Origin of the sequence: Winogradskyella psychrotolerans RS-3, assembly GCF_000427335.1 — a bacterium.
In the GTDB taxonomy this organism is placed as follows: Bacteria; Bacteroidota; Bacteroidia; order Flavobacteriales; family Flavobacteriaceae; genus Winogradskyella; species Winogradskyella psychrotolerans.
On the sequence record NZ_ATMR01000199.1, the window covers coordinates 47684 to 68275 of the forward strand.

The 20592-nt window shown below is 34.3% G+C and carries 18 protein-coding genes and 1 pseudogene; 13 read left to right on the forward strand and 6 right to left on the reverse strand.

Annotated elements, in window-relative coordinates; genetic code table 11:
* Positions 1–8: 8 nt before the first annotated feature.
* The 4 genes and pseudogenes from ADIWIN_RS17180 (at position 9) to ADIWIN_RS17195 (ending at position 2519) form a co-directional block, all read left to right on the forward strand.
* Entirely contained in the window at positions 9–470 is a 462-nt protein-coding gene (locus tag ADIWIN_RS17180) for a DUF4251 domain-containing protein (RefSeq protein ID WP_020897133.1), read from the forward strand.
* A gap of 254 nt (positions 471–724) precedes the next feature.
* Positions 725–1185 (forward strand): annotated as a pseudogene (locus ADIWIN_RS21555) (cold-shock protein).
* A 151-nt stretch (positions 1186–1336) separates the two neighbouring features.
* Positions 1337–1912, forward strand: coding sequence for a fasciclin domain-containing protein (locus ADIWIN_RS17190; protein ID WP_020897135.1), 576 nt, complete (start codon positions 1337–1339; stop codon positions 1910–1912).
* Between the two features lie 130 nt (positions 1913–2042).
* Positions 2043–2519 (forward strand): GyrI-like domain-containing protein, encoded by a 477-nt coding sequence (locus ADIWIN_RS17195; protein ID WP_020897136.1) that lies wholly within the window; start codon positions 2043–2045, stop codon positions 2517–2519.
* Here the strand turns inward: ADIWIN_RS17195 and ADIWIN_RS17200 are convergent.
* The gene (locus ADIWIN_RS17200; protein ID WP_020897137.1) at positions 2509–4761 is read right to left on the reverse strand and encodes a type IA DNA topoisomerase; all 2253 of its coding nucleotides are present in this window, start codon (positions 4759–4761) and stop codon (positions 2509–2511) included. The two genes, ADIWIN_RS17195 and ADIWIN_RS17200, sit on opposite strands and share 11 nt — an antisense overlap.
* A gap of 214 nt (positions 4762–4975) precedes the next feature.
* On the reverse strand, positions 4976–5902 hold the full coding sequence (locus ADIWIN_RS17205) for a peptidoglycan DD-metalloendopeptidase family protein (protein ID WP_020897138.1): 927 nt from the start codon (positions 5900–5902) through the stop codon (positions 4976–4978).
* Positions 5903–6105: 203 nt separating this feature from the next.
* Here ADIWIN_RS17205 and ADIWIN_RS17210 point away from each other — a divergent pair, with 203 nt between their 5' ends.
* The 5 genes from ADIWIN_RS17210 (at position 6106) to lpxD (ending at position 12334) form a co-directional block, all read left to right on the forward strand.
* Positions 6106–7662 (forward strand): DEAD/DEAH box helicase, encoded by a 1557-nt coding sequence (locus ADIWIN_RS17210; protein ID WP_040757671.1) that lies wholly within the window; start codon positions 6106–6108, stop codon positions 7660–7662.
* 79 nt (positions 7663–7741) lie between these two features.
* Positions 7742–8191, forward strand: coding sequence for a KTSC domain-containing protein (locus ADIWIN_RS17215; protein WP_020897140.1), 450 nt, complete (start codon positions 7742–7744; stop codon positions 8189–8191).
* Positions 8192–8222: 31 nt separating this feature from the next.
* Positions 8223–9773, forward strand: coding sequence for an SDR family NAD(P)-dependent oxidoreductase (locus ADIWIN_RS17220; protein ID WP_020897141.1), 1551 nt, complete (start codon positions 8223–8225; stop codon positions 9771–9773).
* Between the two features lie 202 nt (positions 9774–9975).
* Positions 9976–11094, forward strand: coding sequence for a DEAD/DEAH box helicase (locus tag ADIWIN_RS17225; protein ID WP_020897142.1), 1119 nt, complete (start codon positions 9976–9978; stop codon positions 11092–11094).
* A gap of 250 nt (positions 11095–11344) precedes the next feature.
* Positions 11345–12334: a UDP-3-O-(3-hydroxymyristoyl)glucosamine N-acyltransferase gene (gene lpxD, locus ADIWIN_RS17230; protein WP_020897143.1), complete on the forward strand. Its 990-nt coding sequence runs from the start codon at positions 11345–11347 to the stop codon at positions 12332–12334.
* 148 nt (positions 12335–12482) lie between these two features.
* Here the strand turns inward: lpxD and ADIWIN_RS17235 are convergent, their stop codons facing one another.
* Positions 12483–12746: a hypothetical protein gene (locus ADIWIN_RS17235; protein ID WP_020897144.1), complete on the reverse strand. Its 264-nt coding sequence runs from the start codon at positions 12744–12746 to the stop codon at positions 12483–12485.
* 205 nt (positions 12747–12951) lie between these two features.
* Here ADIWIN_RS17235 and ADIWIN_RS17240 point away from each other — a divergent pair, with 205 nt between their 5' ends.
* Positions 12952–13143, forward strand: coding sequence for a cold-shock protein (locus tag ADIWIN_RS17240; protein WP_020897145.1), 192 nt, complete (start codon positions 12952–12954; stop codon positions 13141–13143).
* 75 nt (positions 13144–13218) lie between these two features.
* Here the strand turns inward: ADIWIN_RS17240 and ADIWIN_RS17245 are convergent, their stop codons facing one another.
* A complete protein-coding gene (locus tag ADIWIN_RS17245) occupies positions 13219–14613 on the reverse strand; it encodes an NAD-dependent succinate-semialdehyde dehydrogenase (RefSeq protein ID WP_020897146.1) in 1395 nt (464 codons plus the stop codon).
* Between the two features lie 31 nt (positions 14614–14644).
* A complete protein-coding gene (locus ADIWIN_RS17250; protein WP_020897147.1) occupies positions 14645–15385 on the reverse strand; it encodes an SDR family oxidoreductase in 741 nt (246 codons plus the stop codon).
* Positions 15386–15632: 247 nt separating this feature from the next.
* Here ADIWIN_RS17250 and ADIWIN_RS17255 point away from each other — a divergent pair, with 247 nt between their 5' ends.
* The 3 genes from ADIWIN_RS17255 (at position 15633) to ADIWIN_RS17265 (ending at position 18580) form a co-directional block, all read left to right on the forward strand.
* Positions 15633–16139 carry a redoxin domain-containing protein gene (locus ADIWIN_RS17255; protein ID WP_020897148.1) on the forward strand — a complete coding sequence of 169 codons (507 nt, stop codon included), beginning with the start codon at positions 15633–15635 and terminating at the stop codon, positions 16137–16139.
* 65 nt (positions 16140–16204) lie between these two features.
* Complete coding sequence (locus ADIWIN_RS17260) at positions 16205–17080, forward strand: YihY/virulence factor BrkB family protein (RefSeq protein WP_020897149.1); 876 nt, start codon at positions 16205–16207, stop codon at positions 17078–17080.
* 309 nt (positions 17081–17389) lie between these two features.
* Positions 17390–18580: a CynX/NimT family MFS transporter gene (locus ADIWIN_RS17265; protein WP_020897150.1), complete on the forward strand. Its 1191-nt coding sequence runs from the start codon at positions 17390–17392 to the stop codon at positions 18578–18580.
* Between the two features lie 996 nt (positions 18581–19576).
* On the opposite strand, the gene ADIWIN_RS17270 is transcribed toward ADIWIN_RS17265, so the two are convergent.
* Complete coding sequence (locus ADIWIN_RS17270) at positions 19577–20371, reverse strand: hypothetical protein (RefSeq protein WP_020897151.1); 795 nt, start codon at positions 20369–20371, stop codon at positions 19577–19579.
* Positions 20372–20592: the final 221 nt, after the last annotated feature.

A 20592-nucleotide genomic window follows, 5' to 3' on the forward strand; every position in this document is an offset into this window, starting at 1 on the left:
TTATACCCATGAAAAAATTAGTTTTATTAGTCCTGCTTTTTAGTCTTTCCGCTTCAAATTTTGTGACAGCGCAAGCTAAAACAAGTCAAAAGGAAATGTTTGCAACAACATATCATAATTCAAAAAATGCCGTTAAATCTCAGCACTATCAATTTGTAGCAAACGCTATCCATGATAGTGAACAAAGGGAAATGCTCGATGGTGATACCAATCAAATACGTATTAACAAATTAGATGTGACTGGTCAGTTACATGGTTTTTCAAAGGATAGAGCAATTTATACTTTAAAAGATAGTAGTAGTGAAATCAGCACAGCGTTCCATGATGAAAAGCAACAAATTTCAATTACTATAAAGATGCAGGCTTATACTATAAGTATTGAAGTAAAACCAAATGGAAATGCTTTTTTAACATTAACAGGAAACGATATTACCAAGCTAGAATACATTGGTAAATTGCTTGAAATTTAAAATTATTTGACTTTAATATGTTTATTTAGCATGTAAATTGTGTGTTTTGGAATAGAATAATGATTAACAATTTAAATATTTGGTATAGATATTGTATCTTTGTCATCGGTTCATTGGAGATATACTACACAAATAACATTATTCTTTAAGTTATTTTACTAGATTTTAATACTATTCATTGTTAAGTTGATTAACTTGTTTGCATTATAAATATTTTCAAAAGCACACACCTATATTAATTTTTAAAACTACGAATGGCTAAATCACAACAGACTTTTAGTAAAAGTGAAAAAGAAAAAAACGATTAAAAAAACGAGAAGACAAGCGCAAGAAAATGGAAGCGCGTAAACTCAACAGAGATGAAAATGGTTCAGAAGGAATCCCGATTGCTTATGTAGATCATAATGGTAATCTTACGGATACTCCTCCAGATCCAACAATGAAGGTGAAGGTAAAAGCTGAGAACATCGTTCTTGGTATTCCTACAAAAGAAGAATCAGACGAAGAACCGTTTGATCCAATCAGAAACGGAAAAGTTTCTTTTTATGATAACTCCAAAGGTTTTGGTTTTATTATCGATACAGAAACGAATGAAAAGCATTTTACACACGTCAGTGGTATTATTGACGAAATAGCAGAAAACGACAAAGTTACTTTCGAATTGGAGAAAGGACAACGTGGAATGAATGCTGTAAGAGTAAAGCAAGCAGAGTAATTTTAATTAACAATATAAAAGCCATTATAGTTTACTATAGTGGCTTTTTTTGTTTGAATAATTTCTTCTTCTAGACTAATATTTAAGTTTTAAAAAACCGACCTACTGAAATCTTCGTAGGTAGAGAAACAATTCATTTAAAACTTAAACTATGAAAACGAAAACATTTATTTCAACAGTATCATTAGCAGTCGCATTATTATTTGGAACTTCAGCAGTGGCTCAGGCCAAGATGGAAAAAGATACAAAGATGGTTGGTGGAGCCGAGATGTATCCTTCAAAAGACATTATTAGTAATGCGGTAAATTCTAAAGAGCATACAACATTAGTTGCTGCTGTTAAAGCTGCAGAGTTAGTGGAAACGTTACAAGGCGATGGTCCTTTTACAGTGTTTGCACCAACTAATGCTGCATTTGATAAGTTACCAGAAGGCACGGTTGCTACATTATTGAAACCTGAAAATAAAGGAAAACTGCAGTCTATATTAACGTATCATGTACTTGCTGGTCATTTTAGTGGAAAAGATATTATGAAAGCCATTAAAAAAGGTGGCGGAAAAGCATCATTTAAAACAGCAAATGGAGCCATGATAACAGCTATGATGGATGGTAAAACTTTAGTCTTAAAAGATAATGCGGGTCATACATCTATGGTTACAATCGCGGATGTTAATCAGTCAAATGGTGTGATTCATGTTATTGATACAGTAGTATTGCCTAGCATGTAAAAAAATAATTTTAAGTTGAGTTAAAGAATTAGTTTGTAATGTTTGGTTGGTGTTGATACTAATTCTGTGAAGCACAAGTTTAAACACTTGTGCTTTTTTTTTATATTTAAATCTCATTTATAGAAATTGTATGAATCCTAAAATAAAAGAATCTTCTGAAATAAAAGTAATTGGATTATCCGCCAAAATTAAAAGACATGAACAACATAAAATCGTTGCGCTTTGGAAACAGTTTATGCCAAGAAAGCATGAATTAGAGACGTTGGCTTCTGAAGAATTAATAGCAATACAAGTCTTTAGCTTACAGAAAAACGGTGAGCCAAAAGAAGAATTCGAAATTTGGGCATGTGCAGAAGTAACCGATTTTAAAACAATGCCACAAAACCTGAAAAGCTTTACAATTCCTAGTGGTAAGTATGCTGTGTTTCTTCACAAAGGCACCAATGCTAGGTTGACTTATGAAAACATAATGTCTAAGTGGTTAGAAAATTCTGGCTACCTAATTGATGATCGACCGCATTTTCAAGTGATGGGTGAAACCTATGAAAATGGAAGTCCTGACTCTGAAGAAGATTTTTATGTGCCTATAAGATTAATTAAAAATTAACCCTAAAATCGCAACCACTCTTATAATTACTACAGCCAAAAGCAGTCTTACCTTGTAGTACTTTACCTGTGTTGCATTTAGGACAAGTATCTCCTGCTTTTATGGTTGGTTTTTTAATGGTTTGCTTAGGCTCAAATTTTAATTTAAAGTTATCATTAAAACGTAGCAAACCTTCTTGTGAATTCCCTTTAACTTTAAAGCCTTTTAAGTTTACTGTAGACCCTTTAGTTATTAACCTAATATATTGCTTTTCAGATATTTTCTTTTCACCTAAACTAAACGGTAAGGTAAAATCACAAGATTTACCATAAAGACTACATCCATAAGCCGATTTTCCTTTTAAAAGTGAACCAGACTTACATTTTGGGCAAGAACTACCAACTAGAGATTGAGTCTTCGGTTTTGTTTTTGCTTTCGATTTTGGTTTTTCAGCAGGTTTATTATTTACTGCAGAAATCCGAGTTTGCACTTTTTCGCTTCGTACTTCGTAAACTAGAGCATCAACCATACGTTTCATGCCTTTTATAAATGCACTTGCAGTATACTCTCCTTTTTCAATATCCTTTAATTGCTTTTCCCAAGTCCCAGTTAGTTCAGCAGATTTCAACAGTTCATTTTGAATGGTGTCAATTAATTGGATACCTGTTATAGTAGGTAAGATTTGTTTCTTATTTCGTTTAATGTATTTACGTCTAAACAACGTTTCAATAATATTGGCACGTGTTGATGGACGACCAATACCATTCTCTTTCATTAAATCCCTTAGTTCTTCATCTTCAACTTGTTTACCAGCCGTTTCCATAGCACGTAAGAGTGTGGCTTCCGTATAATAATTTGGAGCTTTTGTCTGTTTTTCTAGAAACGAAGGTTCATGTGGTCCTTTTTCACCCTTGGCAAAAGATGGCAGCATGTTATCTTTTGCTGAAGTATCCTTTTTTGTTTGGTTGCTGAGCGAAGTCGAAGCATCAAAAACAACACGCCAACCTTTAGATAAAATTTCTTTTCCTGTCGTTTTAAAATTTACATCTGCAGCTTTTCCTATAACTGTAGTATTCGACACTTTACAATCATCGTAAAATACAGCGATAAAACGCTTCACGATAATATCATAAACTTGCTGCTCATTATATTGCAGATGTGTTTGCATTCCGGTTGGAATGATGGCATGGTGATCGGTTACTTTTTTATCATTAAAGACGCGTGATGACTTCTTAATCTTTTTATTTAGAATAGGTGCGGTAAGCGTTGCATAATCAGTTAATTTAGATAAAATACCATTAACTTTAGGATACACATCATTTGGTAAAAAAGTCGTATCAACTCTTGGGTATGTTACCGCTTTTTTCTCGTATAATTTTTGAGCAATTTTAAGCGTATCATCTGCTGAAAATCCAAACTTCGTATTACAATAAACTTGTAGACCTGTTAAATCGAATAACTTCGGAGCATATTCCGTTCCTTTCTTTTTAGTGATAGAAACGATTTCAAAATCGTGCTCTTTAACTTTTTTTGCTAAAATTTCCCCATCTTCCATTTTTAAGAAACGGCCTTCTTCATAACTAAAAAGGGTGTCTCTATATAATGTTTGTAATTCCCAATAAGGCTGTGGTACAAAGTTTTCAATTTCTTTAAAACGATTTACAAGCATCGCAAGGGTAGGAGTCTGAACCCGTCCAACAGACAGTACTTGCTTATAACCACCATGTTTTACAGTGTAGAGTCGCGTTGCATTAATCCCTAAAAGCCAATCTCCAATAGAGCGCGAAAAACCAGCATAATAAAGATTGTCGTAATTTTCAGAAGGTTTAAGATTATTAAAACCTTCTTTGATGGCTTCAGTTGTTAAAGACGAAATCCATAGACGTTCTACCTTCCCTTTGTAGTTGGCTTTATTAATCACCCAACGTTGAATGAGTTCTCCTTCTTGGCCAGCATCACCACAGTTAATGACCACATCTGCTTTGTCGAATAAACTTTTTACAATCCTAAATTGCTTCTTAATCCCATCATTATTAGCCACCTTAACTTCAAATTTTTCAGGAAGCATAGGTAAGTTGTTTAAATCCCAACTTTTCCAATAGGGTTTATAGTCAACAGGTTCAAATAATGTACAGAGATGCCCAAAGGTATAGGTTACAGCGTAGCCATTGCCTTCGTAGTAGCCATCACGTTTGGTGGTAGCTCCTAATACAGAGGCGATTTCTCTAGCAACACTTGGTTTTTCGGCAATACAGACTTTCAAATTGGCTTGATTATTTTTGAAGGTGCAAAGTACTGAATTTTCAAAATACTAAACCAGAAATAAAAGAATTGATTATCGTAATTTCGTTTATATTATGAATAAAAATGACGAAAAAGAACAAGTCATATTCAAGATGAAAATAAATTCTTTTTTCAGCTAGTCAGAATCAAGTCTTTGGTCTTGATTCTAGAAGTGCAACGGTCTTTTATTTTTTTTAAAGCTCTAAGACTAATTTTTGTCCAATTTTTAAAGGAGAGGATTGTTTAATTGCGTTGGTTTCGCAAAGTCTTGATAAAGACATATTATTACGTCTTGAAATGGCATAAAGCGTATCTCCCTTTTGCACCACATATAGTTTAGGCTGCCTAGCCAAACTTGCCAATGCCGCTTCGTCTGCTGATTTTATAAGCTTAACGGTACTCACTTTTCTAGAGTTATGGTATCTGGCATGTGTCCACTTTTGGGTTACCCAAACTTGTTCTGATCGAATAGCATTCTTAGAAGAAAAGTCGAAAAGATATTCAGGGTGAATCTGCTCACCTTTATAACTCAATTCTAAATGAAGATGACTTCCTCTAGAGTTTCCTGTGTTGCCACCTTTTCCTATATATTGACCTCTTACTAAGGTGTCATTAGCTTTAACACCAATATGAGATAAATGTGCGTACGTCGATTCTAAACCATTGTAATGACGCACAACTACTGTATTACCAAATCCATTGGCGTATTTAGCAAAGCGTACAATTCCACTTAGTATAGACACCACAGAATCTCCTGTTACTAAATCGATATCAATGCCATTATGTGCTCGGCCTCGTCGCCAACCATATCGCGATGTCACTACTTTAGTGTGTGGTACTGGAGATGCATAAGTGCTGTCAGTAAAGTTTAATTCTAAAGGAAATTGTTGAACCGTATCCACATAGGGATTATGTAAAGTTGTGTCCCAATGATCTGATTTAATATCAATTTCTGATGCTTTTTTTGAAACTAATGGAATTTCAATAGTTTCTATAATCGGACCTAAATTGAGTTTATAGGTTGGTAGTTCTATCTTTAATGAATTGGGTAACGAATTATTTTGAGCGTCTATACATAATGAACCACAAAAAAAAACAATACTAAAAAAAATGTATTTCATAGAGGGGAAAAATAACCGGATAAAATGATGAAACGTAAATATAGAATAATTATTATTTCAAAGGCAAATTTTTAAATATCCAATGAATTTTTCTAGTAAAAAAAGACCGTTTTCATAAAGTTTGATGCGTATCAATTGACCTGAGACTTTTTTTGTGCACCAAAGTGTTGTAAATTTGCAACTTCTAAAATAATCCGAAAAGAATTTATGTCTGTAACGAATCCAGCTGTTCAAGAAAAAAAACCGATAAAGAATTATATGACTACCAACAAGGTGCAATAAGCCAGATTTTCGAAAAGTTTGATTCAGAACGCGACGATTATCACTTATTATATCAATTACCTACAGGTGGTGGTAAAACGGTTATTTTCTCAGAAATGGTGCGTCAATACCTTAAAAATCACAAAAAAAAGGTTTTGATAATGACACACAGAGTGGAGCTTTGTAACCAAACATCTAAAATGTTGGATGGTTTTGGTGTAACAAATAAAGTGGTTAATAGTAAGGCAAATTTAGATGACCAAGCAGAGTATTCGTGTTTTGTTGCTATGGTTGAAACTTTAAATAACCGACTAAATGACAGCATGTTAGATATTTCAGATGTTGGTTTGGTTATTATTGATGAGGCGCATTATAATTCATTTACAAAGTTATTCAAGTTTTTTGAAAAGTCTTTTATCTTAGGAGTTACGGCAACGCCTTTAAGTTCTAATAAGGAGTTACCAATGAAGGATAACTATGATGAACTTATTACAGGTGAAACTATTGAGAATCTTATAGAAAATGAGTTTTTGGCAAGAGCAGAAACCTATGCTTATGATATGGGGTTAACCTCTTTAGAAATAGGTTCTAACGGTGATTATACCGTAAAATCCTCTGAAGATTTATACTCCAGTCCAGCAATGCTTCAAAAATTAGTTGATGCTTACAAAAAGCATTCACTAGGAAAGAAAGCCTTAATATTTAATAATGGTATTAATACGTCTATAAGTGTGTATTATGCTTTTAAGGAAGCAGATTTACCAGTTATGCACTTAGATAATACGGCGACAAAAAAACAACGTAAACAGATTTTACAATGGTTTCATGAAACTCCTGATGCTATTTTAACCTCAGTAAGTATCTTAACTACTGGTTTTGATGAACCAACCATTGATACTATTATCTTAAACAGAGCAACAAAATCCTTGACTTTATATTACCAAATGATTGGTCGTGGATCTCGTATTTTGAATAATAAATCGAAATTTACAACTATTGATTTAGGAAACAACCTTTACAGATTTGGGCCTTGGGGATCAGATTTAGATTGGCAATTAATTTTTAAGTCACCAAATTGGTACGCAGATCGTATTAAAGATGATGATGCTATTGAATCCAATTTTAAACACGATTTATCGGATGAAATTAAAGAAGAGTTCTCTAAATCTGAAGATACCTATTTCGACATTAAGCAAACTTACAAGGATGCTGTAGATAGTGGGGAATCTTCAAAAGTGGTGTTAGAACGTTCTATAGAACAGCACGCTAAAATTTGTATTGAAAACAGCGAAGATGTTTACGATGCTTTAGCTCTGGCAAAATTATTAAAAGACGATATCAACCAACGTATAGAAACCTACGCAAAATGTATTAGTAGAAGTACTTATAACTTCCTAAAATGGTTGAAAGATGATTATCAAAAGAAATTGAGTACATACTTAAGAACTAATTTTGATGAAAAATTTGAGGAAATTCACGGTTTTCCACCTGAAGATTAAAGGTTTATAATAAAAGGAATTAAATAGATTTTGTATTATAAAATACCGTAATTTTGCGCCTTATTTTAAAATACTAAAAATGAAACGCATTAGTCAATACAAAAAGCTTTTTTCTGTAGAAGATTCAATTAATCTTAAAGATTTAAAAAAGACCTATAGAAACTTAGTGAAAGAATGGCATCCAGATAAATTTCAAGATGGAGACGCTGGACAAGAAGAAGCAGAATTAAAAAGTGTTGAAATCATTGATGGTTATCATTTTTTAGTAAGTATAGCGCCAGAAACAAAAGCAGCAAATCTTGAAGAATACACAGGAACTATAACTAATTCTACGATTTTAGATTTTCAACATAAAGGATTGCTTTTAGAGATTACATTTCAAGATGGTGCGACTTATGAGTATTTTGGAGTGCCTAAAGGTGTGTTTATCAAGTTTTTAAATTCAGATAAACAAATGCGTTTTGCAAGACGAAGTATCTTCAATTCTTACATTTACAGAAAGTCGAAGAAAGAACTTCAAGAAGCGTAATACAGCTTAATAAGTAGTCCCTATTATAGTTATGAGTAACGATACATCAGATAAGACAGAGGAGATTTCAATTCAAGAGATTGAAAACTGCATTTCTATTTTAGAACGGTTAGTTACTGATACAGATCAGATATTCGAAATCCCAAAACCGCAGCGAACTGCTCTAATTAAAGCTTCCGGACAATTATCTCGTCCAAGTAGAGAAGAGTTTTCGCGTCGTAAAAAGGATGCTAAAAAAGCGGAAAAACGAAAGCAAGCGGCTAGAGATAAAAATGCTCGAAAAGTAACAGGAATACGAAGTGCAAGAGAAGCACATATTTTTGTGGCTCCTAAATTGTTACCAGAAGCTGATTTAAAAGCTAAAGAACAATTAGAGCTAGAATCTCCAAGAAACTGCTACGTTTGTAAAACATTATTTACCAAATTGCATCATTTTTATGATACGATGTGTGAAGACTGTGGGGACTTTAATTATGCGAAACGTTTTCAAACAGCAGATGTTAAAGGACAAGTGGCTGTTATTACAGGATCTCGACTAAAAATCGGGTATCATATTACTTTAATGTTATTACGTGGTGGCGCAACGGTTATTGCAACGACGCGTTTTCCAGTAGATTCTGCATTGCGTTTTTCTAAGGAAGAAGACTTTACAGAATGGGGACATCGCTTAAAAATTCACGGTCTTGATTTAAGACATATTCCTAGTGTTGAAATCTTCTGTAATTTTATAGAACAACGCTACGAAAAGTTAGATATTCTTATCAATAATGCAGCGCAGACGGTGAGACGACCAGCAGGTTTTTACAGTCATTTAATGCCAAACGAAGAACGACCAATAGAAGAGTTGCCTAAGTTTGCACGCGACTTATTAAACGATCATACCGAATGTTTAGTAGAGTTACAAGAATTAACTTCTGGAGCGTCACCAAATAAAAATATGCCTGTAACGTGGCATGGACCAGAACCAGGTATTGGTTTACGTTCATCAGCTAAATTATCTCAAATTCCTTATAGTTTTGATAATACTTTGGTGTCTCAGGAGGTTTTCCCTGAAGGAAAATTAGATGCCGATTTACAACAAGTTGATTTAAGAAAAACAAACAGTTGGAGACTTAAATTAGGTGAAATTGAAACCACCGAAATGATTGAGGTACAACTCGTAAATTCTGTTGCACCATTTGTTTTGTGTAATCGTCTATCTGAAGTAATGAAAAAAGACACTACAGGTAAGAAGCACATTATCAATGTTTCAGCTATGGAAGGAAAGTTTCATTCCTTCTTTAAAGAAGATCGTCATCCGCATACCAACATGGCCAAAGCCGCTTTAAATATGTTAACGCATACGGCAGCTGGTAGTTTAGCCAAAGAAGGTATATATATGAATGCCGTTGATACTGGTTGGGTTACTGACGAAGATCCTGCTGAATTAGCAAAACGCAAACAAGAATTACACGATTTTCAACCACCTTTAGATATCGTAGATGGGGCAGCTCGTGTTATGGATCCGCTTTTTGATGGTATTAATACAGGAAAACATTGGTCTGGTAAATTCTTGAAGGATTACCGACCTATTAGTTGGTAGTTTAAATATTGAATAAATATTCTTATTCCGATTTATAACGTCAGTTCGAGTGATTTTGAAGGATGAAAAATCGTATCGAGAACACATCATTAAAAATTCCTATTCTCGATACAAATTTTACTCATTTTCAATCGTAAAATTTAGTCGAATTGACGAATTTCCTCAAAAGAACAAATTACCTTTGCAATATAATAAAAACACTATGGTCTCATTTTCAGAATTAGGAATACATAAGAATTACATAAAAGGATTAAAAGAACTGAATATTGTAAATCCAACGGAGATACAAGAAATAGTTATTCCTATTTTACTAGAATCTAAAACCGATTTAATTGGCTTAGCCCAAACAGGAACAGGAAAAACAGCGGCTTTTGGCTTACCTGTTTTACATGCTATTGATACTAATAATTCTGATGTGCAAGCCTTAATTATTGCACCAACGCGTGAATTAGTTCAGCAAATACAAAAGCAACTCTTCCGATTTACGAAATATATTGATCAGAAGATTTTTTCTGAAGGTGTTTATGGTGGTGAGAAAATTGACCGTCAGATTAAAAACCTAACCAGAACAACGCACATTGTCGTTGCTACTCCAGGACGTTTGCTCGATTTAGTTGAACGTGGATCTGTAGATATTTCAAACGTAAAAATCTTAGTTTTAGATGAGGCGGATGAAATGTTGAGTATGGGTTTCAAAGAAGATTTAACCAAAATATTACAATACAATACTAAAAAAAGAAACACATGGTTATTTTCTGCAACGATGCCAGACGAAATTAAAAACATCGTTAAAAACTATATGTCTAAAGATGCGATTCGCATAGAGGTGAACAAAAATGCTTTGGTCAACGAAAATATTTCACATCACTATATTCATACGTCTATTAAAGACAAATTAAATATGATTATCCGAATCTTAGACAAGCGTCAAGATGAAAGAGGTATCATTTTTTGTAAAACAAAAGCAGGTACACAAGCTTTGGCAGAACAATTACAAAAGGAAGGTTTTGCAGTAGGTGCTTTGGAAGGTGATATGCAACAAAAAGAACGCGATAAAGTAATGCGTGCTTTTAAGAATGAAAGCTTACAAGTTTTAATTTCTACAGATGTTTCTGCAAGAGGTATCGATGTTAATAATTTGGCTTTTATCCTACATCACCAGTTACCAGAACACTTAGAGTATTATACGCATAGAAGTGGAAGAACAGCAAGAGCAGGTAAAACTGGTCAGTCTATTGCGTTAATCATTCCTGGTGAGATGCAAAAAGTTTTAGATATTCAAAAGGCTTTAGGGATTTCGTTTAAAGAAATTACGATGTAATAATTGAGTTTGAGTTAATCAGACTTAGGTTTTTATGAGATGTCACTTCGAGTAAAATTCCTTTTTTTTGAATTTTGTATCGAGAAGTTTTTATTTACAAGAAGGTTCTCGATACTATTTATTATGCTTCAAAATCACTCGAACAGACGAGTTATTTTAAATTCTTGAAACTCTTCAAATTCATAATACAGCGCTTTCATATTTTAGTATTATCTTGTGTCATTATTAACTAATACACAATTTTATACCAATGAAATCATTCTCAATAGAAGACATAAATGCCATTATTAATGGTGAAGTTTTTGGCGAAACTACGAATCAAATTACTGGATTAGAGCAAATTCAGAAGGCAAATGAAAATCAGGCGACCTTTATTGGTAACCGAAAATTTGCAGGTTTATGGAAAAACTCTAAAGCGAGTTTAGCTATTGTTAATGATAATATTGATATTGAACCAGGAGAGAATCGTGTGTTTATTAAAGTAAAAAATGCCGATTTAGCTATGGCAAAATTACTTGAAACCTTTACTCCTAGACCTCCGTATTTTGAAACTGATATTCATCCGTCTGCAATAATTGATAAATCTGCTAAAATAGGTAATGGAAGTAGAGTAGGTGCGGGTTCTTATATTGGTAAGGATGTGGTACTGGGAGAAAACGTTACTATTTATCCTAATGTCACCATTTTAGATGAAACCACTATTGGTGCTTACACTACAATTTGGTCTGGAACTGTTATTAGAGAGCGTTCTGTTGTCGGTAGCCATTGTATTTTTCATAATAATGTGAGTATTGGAGCTGATGGTTTTGGGTATCGTCCAAGTGATGACGGTAGGGGTTTAGTGAAGATTCCACATATTGGTAATGTTGTTATTGGTAATGCTGTTGAAATAGGAGCCAATTCTTGCGTAGATCGTGGTAAATTTAGTTCTACAATATTAGGTGACGGTTGTAAAATTGATAATCTAGTTCAAATTGCACATAACTGTGTGCTAGGTCGTTCTTGTATTATGGCAGGAAGTTCTGGACTAGCAGGTTCTGTAACTTTAGGTGATGGAGTAATTATTGGAGGTTCTGCTTCAATTAAAGATCATACGACAATTCACTCAGGTGCAACTGTTGGTGCAGGTTCTGGAGTTATGAATGATGTAGAAGCTGGGAAAACCGTATTGGGTTATCCTGCTGTGGATTCTAGAGAAATGTTAAAGCAATGGGTGGCGCTTAGAAAGTTAGCGAGGTAATAAGCTTTTAGCTGTTAGTAGATGTGAATGATATGACAGTACAAAACTAAACGTACTTACATTATTAAAAATAAGCCTATTTACGTCAGTTCGAGTGCCATTTCTTTTTGAATATTTCACTCGAACTGACGTTATTTTATGAATAAACTTAAGCTGATTTCTGATCTACATTTTTCTTTAAATGTAATAAGCCAGCGACCATACCATCTAATTCGTGTTCTAAGAATGTTGCATTTCTTTTGCTAAACCCTTTAATGGTGTTGGCATAAAGTTCTACACCACAATGCTTTATACAGACACTATACGTGTCATTTTCTGCATCTAATTTTACTGAAGTTCTGTAATCGCTTGATACTAATAACCAGTAACATAAACTATTAACCTGGTTAAACAATGAGAATTTTGTTTCCATAATATTTAGATTTAATAGATAGAGGGAGATCTAAAACAAAGGTAAAAGCAAAGCTATTTGGACTCAAAATTGTTTGTTGTAGGGATCGTTTTTATCGGTAATCTGTTTTTAATCGCCTAAAAATCCGATAATTAACGCTATATAATTTGTGGCATCATATTTGAATACTACTAAGTAATTATTAAAAATTAAATATAATATTATTATGAGTACAGGAACAGTAAAATTCTTCAACGACGCTAAAGGCTTCGGATTTATTACAGAAGAAGGTTCTAACAAAGAACATTTTGTCCACATTTCTGGATTAATCGATGAAATTCGTGAGGGTGACCAAGTCGAATTTGATCTTACAGAAGGCAAAAAAGGTTTAAACGCAGTAAACGTAAAAGTTATCTAATATATCGCTTAACCTCAGTTATGAAAGCCCATCACATTGTGATGGGCTTTTTGTTTATTCCTTTTTTTGATAGCATTATTTTCCTATCATAATGGATTTTACGTTGACGAATTCTTTCATACCGAAGCCACCATGTTCGCGTCCGTATCCAGAATCTTTAACTCCACCAAAAGGCATATTAGGATAGGCTGTTCCAAATTTATTAATAAAGACCATTCCTGTATCAAAATGTTTTTCAGCTAATTCTGTAGCGTGATCAACATCTTTTGAGAAAATTCCACCGCCAAGTCCAAATCTACTATCATTAGCAATTCGCATGGCATCGTCTTCATCTTCAGCTCTAATTAGTGACGCTACTGGACCAAAGAGTTCATCGTCATAAGCTGGTTGGCCTTTGGTTACGTTTTCTAAAACAGTAGCTGGATAAAAATAACCTTCACCATCAGGTATTTCACCTCCACAAAGTACTTTAGCTCCATTTTTAATACTTTTTTCTACTTGCTCATGTAGGGTTTCACGTAAATCTTTTCGAGCTATAGGTCCTAATTTGGAAGTTTTATCAGTAGGATCACCCAATTTTAAGTCTTTCATTGCTTTTACAAAACCGTCTCTAAACTCATCATATACAGACTCGACAACAATGAACCGTTTTGCCGCGATACAAGTTTCACCATTATTGTAAATTCGTCCCATGACGCAGGTTTTAACGGCTAGTTCTAAGTCGGCATCTTCAAGCACAATATAGGCATCATTACTACCTAACTCTAAGACTGATTTTTTTAATGCTTTCCCTGCTTTCGCTCCTATAGCTTCGCCAGCAACAGGACTTCCTGTTAAGGTAACACCTCTTATTAATTTATGCTTAATAAGTTCATCAGACTGATCATGATTGATTACCATAACACTAAATAAATCTTCAGGTAAGCCTGCCGATTTGAATATAGATTCTAACAATTTAGCTGTACCAGTGACGTTAGAGGCATGTTTTAATAACACACTGTTTCCGGCCATAAGATTGACGATGCTATATCGTACAACTTGATACGAAGGGTAATTCCATGGTTGAATTCCATATATCACTCCCATAGGCGCATAGGTAATAATCCCTTTACCGCCATCTTGTAATTGGCGCTCTTCATTTTTTAGGAATTCTGCAGCATTGTCTGCTGAGTAGTCACAAATACCAGTACATAAATCAACTTCCTGATGACTTTGTTTGAGAAGTTTTCCCATTTCGTCCGTCATTAATTCTGCTAATTCGGTTTTATGATTTTGAAGTTCTTTTCCTATGGCTTTTATGATTTTGCCACGTTCTTCAAAGGATTTCATTTTCCATTTTAGAAAAGCTTCGTGCGATTTTGTTACTGTCGATTCTACCTGATCGTCGGTCATATAGGTATATGAGGATAATTCTTTTCCGTTGGCAGGATTGGTTGTTTTAAATGTGTCTTGTTTTATTTTCGTTTCCATAATTTCTTTTTTTATGCTTTAAATTGTATTCTTATTGCTGTTCGCTTGGTACCAAGTAGATATCATTAATATTTACACGGCTAGGTTGCATAAGCGTATAATGAATAGCATTAGCAATATCCTCAGCTTCTAAAGTGGTCATCTCTTGCATCTTTTTTATATTTTCTTTTATGTCTTCATCTGTAATGGTATCGGTTAACTCCGTGGCTACGGCACCTGGCTCTATAGACGTTACGTTAATACCATATTTAGGAGCTAATTCTTGTCTTAAGCCTTCCGAGAACATTTTTACTGCGGCTTTAGTGGCACAGTAAACGGCACCTCCAGGAAAATAGCGATGTGCAGCCATTGAAGAAATATTAATAATATGTCCTCCTTTATTCTCTTTCATTTTAGGTAATACTGCGGCAACACCGTTAAATACCCCTTTTATATTTACATCTACCATTGTATCCCATTCTTCAGTTTTTAATTTCTCAACAAAGGATAGTGGCATTAGTCCTGCATTATTAATTAAGGCGTCAACTTTACCATAATTTTCAATGGTTTTTGAAACGACATGGTCAAAATCTTTCTTTTTAGTGACATCTCCTGTAACGACTAAAGCGGTTCCACCTTCTTTTTCAATGGCTTGTTTTAAATCTTCTAGTTTATCTTTTCGTCTTGCCATTAATACGACTTGAGCACCATCTTTTGCTAGTTTTTTAGCTGTAGCTTCTCCAATTCCGCTTGACGCTCCTGTAATTATTATAGCTTTATTTTTTAAATCCATGAATTCTATTTTTAATGATTATTTGTGGACTACTAAATTGCAACCTATTATAGGATTCACTTAACGGTAATGTGATAATTATTGCCGTAAATAGAAATAGGGCAGTGGTGACACTTGGATTATAAGTACTTCTTTAATACCATTAAGATTATTATTAAATGCGGTAACAATTGAATACTGTTCTTACTAATTTTATACCATCGACAAGCTTAAAAATTAAGTTTATATAATTTAAAATATAAAAGACATGTTAAAACCAAGACAGAAAACACCAGACTTAGCAATAAATTTAGTTAATGGTACTGAGTGGAAACTAAGTAAACAGAATCCTGAAGCCTTTACATTACTGATTGTTTATAGAGGACTTCACTGTCCGGTGTGTAAAAAATACTTAGAGGAACTACAACCTAAATTATCCAAGTTTCACGATTTGGGAGTTAATGTTATCGCTGTGAGTAGTGATACTGAAGCCAAAGCAAAAGAAACCTATGAGGAATGGGATATTGCTGATGTGCCTTTGGGTTACGAGTTTCCAATAGAAGAGGCTCGAGAATGGGGCTTATTTATTTCTAAAGGTATTAAGGATGAGCCTGATACATTTATAGAACCTGGATTGTTTATTATTAGACCAAATCAGGAATTGTATTGTGCGTCTATACAGACGATGCCATTTGCTAGACCAGGATTGGATGACGTGATTGGTGCTATAAAATTTGTATTGAACAAAGATTATCCGGCTAGAGGAGAGGCTTAATAGTTCTAAATATATATATAACGTAAAGTCGTAATTGGCTTTACGTTTTTTTATCCTGTTATTATATGAGTACATCAAAATCATTTAAAATTCAACATTTACCACGATTGTTAGTGGCTGCTGGCAAATCTTGGTTTGATGGAGAGCCGTTTCAACGCAGTGCTATTGTGGCGTATTATGCGGTTTTATCGTTACCCGCCTTAGTGATTATTATTTTAAAAGTGGTTGGAGGTGTTTGGGGAGAGGATATTGTAAGAGGTGAATTATTGGGTGAGATCTCTAGTGCTATTGGAGCCGATGCTGCTGATGCTATAAGAACCATGATTGAAAATCAAAGTGGTGAAAAAACGTCTGTATTTGCAACTGTCATTGGTATCGGAACCTTATTATATGGTTCTACAGGAGTGTTTTTTCAATTACAATCTGCTTTAGATAAAATATGGGAGCAAGAACCCGCATATAAAAATGATGTTGTAGCTACACTAATGAGTCGTGTGAAGAGTTTTGGGTTTATTTTAATACTGGGATTCTTATTGTTAACCAGTTTTGTATTAACCTCATTACTAAGTACGTTTAGTAGGCAATTAAACAAATTCTTACCAGACAATTTATTCGATTATTTGTTTGTGATTGACTTTTTGGTGTCCGTTGGTTTTATTTATATCTTATTTGGGACCATGTTTAAATATCTACCTTCTGCTAAGATTACTTGGAAATCGGTGCGAACAGGTGCTGCGTTAACCACAATATTATTTTTAATTGGTAAGTATCTCTTGGCGTTATATTTTAATACTATGGAACCAGGATCTACCTATGGTGCTGCAGGATCTATTATTTTAATTATGTTGTGGGTCTCTTATTCTTGTTTAATTTTACTGTTTGGAGCCCATTTTACAAAGGCATATGCGGATCGCTATGTTGATAATGATTATATTTCTTAAGTTAAATGTTTATGCTTACTCGTGTGAGGTGAGCTAATATATATCCTGAATTTTGTTTCTGTTTTTTATAATAGTCAACTATTTAAATATCAAGTGGATTAACTGTAAAATAACATCACTGTTTTTATGTCATTTCATTTCTAACACGTCATAAAATGTAAAGCTGCGCCGTTTTTAAATAAAGCAGATAAAGAGCCTCTTCTAAAAACAAACCACTATTTTTACTGTTTCTTTAGGCGTATTCACGTCATTATAAAAGCATATTTACCTCGCATTAGTTGGACCTTTTAGTGTCCATTGTTTAATATTATGGCAAAATTAGATGAAAACGGATTACATAAAGGCTCTCGAACGCTATTGCTTGTAGGGGTTTTATTTGTCTCTATAAATTTAAGACCAGCACTTTCTAGTATTGGACCGTTAATAGACATGATTCGCTTAGATGTTGGGCTTTCTGACACCTTATTAGGATTACTCACCACCTTGCCATTACTTGCATTTGGCGTAGTTTCTACAATGACTCCCTTATTTACCAAACGTTTTGGAATAGGAAATACCCTTTTAGGTGCTTTAATTTTACTTGCAACAGGAATTATAATTCGTTCTGCCGGCAGCATTTTTGCATTGTATTTAGGAACCATTTTACTGGGAGTAGCTATTGCGTTTGGAAATGTGTTGATACCAGCATTAATTAAACGCAATTTTCCTCATAAAGCTGGGTTTGTTACCAGTTTGTACTCCGGAATTATGTCTTTAGGAGCTGCTTTTGCGGCAGGGTTAAGTGTACCATTAGCGATAGAGATGGACCTCGGTTGGAGAGGGTCTTTAGGAGTTTGGGCATTGTTAGCTGTATTTGCGATTATCATTTGGATTCCTAATATTAAACGTATTAAGCGGTTACCACCAAATCGAAGTTTTAAAGTTGCTATGAAAAAACTGAGTGGTTCGGTATTGGTTTGGAAAATGGCATTTTATATGGGACTTCAATCTGCAGCTTTTTATGTTATTTTAGCTTGGTTACCAGCCATATTAATTGATCGCGGATTTGATGCTTCATATGCGGGTTGGATGCTTTCGTTATCCCAAGGTACTGGGATTATAGGCGCACTTTTTATTCCTATTTGGGCAGGTTCTAGAAAAGATCAACGTTTAGTTATTGTTTCTTTAATTGTTGTAGAACTTATAGCGTTAATTGGGTTATTGTTACCAGGAATGGGAATGATTGAACTTTGGGTTGGGCTGATAGGTTTAGTACTTGGTGGCACATTTGGTTTGGCTTTATTACTTATTGTTTTACGATCTAATGATGCAGAAACAGCCGCTGAACTTTCTGGTATTGTACAATCTATCGGTTATTTTATTGCTGCTGCAGGACCATTTATAGTTGGTGTGATTTATGACTTAACAGATATGTGGAATTATGCTTTAATCTTATTAATAGTATTAACATTGATTAAACTGGTAATGGGGCTTGATGTTGGTAAAGATCGAAAAGTTTAATATGATATTAGTTTTACATCAAAACTAAAGATAGTAAGTTATCCTAAATTCTATTTTACATAATATAAATTATAGGACAATATATAGCAATTAGCGTAATAGCGCTTTTGGGCGATATTTGACATAATCACAGTTCTAGTGACACGCAGTGTTCTATAACGTTACTGATTATGTACAAGCTAATTGCGGGTTCTATATAATTAGCATAATAGCGCTTTTGGATGCTATTTGACATCATCATAGTTCTATTGACACGCAGTGTTCTATAACGTTACTGATTATGTACAAGCTAATTGCGGGTTCTATATAATTAGCATAACAGCGCTTTTGGATGCTATTTGACATCATCATAGTTCTAGTGACACGTAATGTTCTATAACGTTAGTGATTATGTACAAGCTAATTGCGGGTTCTATATAATTAGCATAACAGCGCTTTTGGATGCTATTTGACATCATCATAGTTCTAGTGACACGTAATGTTCTATAACGTTAGTGATTATGTAGAAGCTAATTGCGGGCTGTATAATTATAGTAATAGCGCTTTTGGATGCTATTTGATCTCATTTTGATTCTTCAATGATTTATAGTGTTCTAAAACGTGACTGATTATATGTACAAGCTCATTGTGAGTTATATATTTTGTGCGTTTTAAATGTATTGATTTATCCGTTACTGATAACTTTTATATTCTAAGCTGTGGACTTATTATTTCGATATACGCGATTTATATGACTTTAAGTCGTTGTGATGCTTTTTGGATTCTGGTTAAGATATTGCCTTCAATTGGTGCTATATTATGGCTGACCCGAATTAGATGCGGCTCATATACGGCTTAGATATGAATTAGACCCGAAGGAACTACGGGTGAACCTCATATTTGGTATGGCTGTGGATTCGTGTTGAGCCCTTGTTATTACTGTTTTAGCCGTGATTTAGGTGACTTAATTCTATTTTACATAATGTTCTTTTGGTTGTTGGTTGTTGGTGTATGGTTTTAGATGATGGAAATGCATTGCATCGATTTTGGTGTTTTGAACGTTTGGAAGGAATCGTTTTGCTGCTTTAGGTATGCGATGCCTAACCATGTCGTCATGGCCACATCTGTTGGAATGCCTTTTGGTGTTGGCGATTGCCATTGTAAGTTAAGATGGTGATATATCGTATTAAGTGCTAATGGTTGACTTTCTATGATACCACCTAATGTATGGTGTTCGGGATGTGTTGGTTGATAGGCTTGTATTTTGGGTTGCCATTGTAATTTAGAGACACAACTTATAGCTGCTGTGAGCTGATAATGTGTGGCCTTTTTGGGAATTCTATAATGTTCGTTTGCTATGCTTTCTGGAATCTGTACTGAAATTTCGTTACGATGTGAATTGGTTGTGACTTTCGTTTTTGAGTTGTATAGTTGATGAAACTCCAGGTCTTTATTCAGTTGAAAACCTATGAGTTCTGAAGGACTATTGAAAAGGTCGGCCTCTCTTTCACCGAACGTACCACTCCCCTTTTGAATGATTTTACGGCAACAGCCTGTTAAACGGCTCGCCATATAGTTGTATTTAAACTGATTGGCTTTGTCTGCTAAACCTAGCCGAATGGCTTTTGATAGCTGTGATGCCGCTGCAAACTCTTGGTTATTATTCTTAACGTTTATAAAGGCCGGATCGTTATTAATACGCGCTCTTGATGGTCCAGCAGCTTTGCGCACAATGTATTGGCCATTGAGTTGGTAATAGCACTTTCCATTTAAAGTGCCTACAAGTTTTAGGATGCCTTTTTGTCTGGACATTGGTTTTGAGCTTGTTAGAGATTGTAAAATACGGATTTTTTTGGATTTCTATATTCGGTGTGAAGTGTGAAGTGTGAAGTGTGAAGTGTAAAGTGTTCAGTGTTCAGTGTTCAGTGTTCAGTGTTCGGTGTTCGGTGTAAAGTGTGAAGTGGGAGGGTTTTTAGAGCCAAGAGCCAAGAGGCAAGAACCAAGAGCCAAGAGGCAAGAACCAAGAACCAAGA

Coding starts and splice junctions, on each gene's coding strand:
- lpxD (WP_020897143.1), top strand. CDS start 11,345: ATGAAATCATTCTCAATAGAAGACATAAATGCCATTATTAATGGTGAA.
- ADIWIN_RS17270 (WP_020897151.1), bottom strand. CDS start 20,371: ATGTCCAGACAAAAAGGCATCCTAAAACTTGTAGGCACTTTAAATGGA.
- ADIWIN_RS17235 (WP_020897144.1), bottom strand. CDS start 12,746: ATGGAAACAAAATTCTCATTGTTTAACCAGGTTAATAGTTTATGTTAC.
- ADIWIN_RS17260 (WP_020897149.1), top strand. CDS start 16,205: ATGAGTACATCAAAATCATTTAAAATTCAACATTTACCACGATTGTTA.
- ADIWIN_RS17250 (WP_020897147.1), bottom strand. CDS start 15,385: ATGGATTTAAAAAATAAAGCTATAATAATTACAGGAGCGTCAAGCGGA.
- ADIWIN_RS17220 (WP_020897141.1), top strand. CDS start 8,223: ATGAGTAACGATACATCAGATAAGACAGAGGAGATTTCAATTCAAGAG.
- ADIWIN_RS17180 (WP_020897133.1), top strand. CDS start 9: ATGAAAAAATTAGTTTTATTAGTCCTGCTTTTTAGTCTTTCCGCTTCA.
- ADIWIN_RS17215 (WP_020897140.1), top strand. CDS start 7,742: ATGAAACGCATTAGTCAATACAAAAAGCTTTTTTCTGTAGAAGATTCA.
- ADIWIN_RS17190 (WP_020897135.1), top strand. CDS start 1,337: ATGAAAACGAAAACATTTATTTCAACAGTATCATTAGCAGTCGCATTA.
- ADIWIN_RS17225 (WP_020897142.1), top strand. CDS start 9,976: ATGGTCTCATTTTCAGAATTAGGAATACATAAGAATTACATAAAAGGA.
- ADIWIN_RS17265 (WP_020897150.1), top strand. CDS start 17,390: ATGGCAAAATTAGATGAAAACGGATTACATAAAGGCTCTCGAACGCTA.
- ADIWIN_RS17240 (WP_020897145.1), top strand. CDS start 12,952: ATGAGTACAGGAACAGTAAAATTCTTCAACGACGCTAAAGGCTTCGGA.
- ADIWIN_RS17195 (WP_020897136.1), top strand. CDS start 2,043: ATGAATCCTAAAATAAAAGAATCTTCTGAAATAAAAGTAATTGGATTA.
- ADIWIN_RS17205 (WP_020897138.1), bottom strand. CDS start 5,902: ATGAAATACATTTTTTTTAGTATTGTTTTTTTTTGTGGTTCATTATGT.
- ADIWIN_RS17255 (WP_020897148.1), top strand. CDS start 15,633: ATGTTAAAACCAAGACAGAAAACACCAGACTTAGCAATAAATTTAGTT.
- ADIWIN_RS17245 (WP_020897146.1), bottom strand. CDS start 14,613: ATGGAAACGAAAATAAAACAAGACACATTTAAAACAACCAATCCTGCC.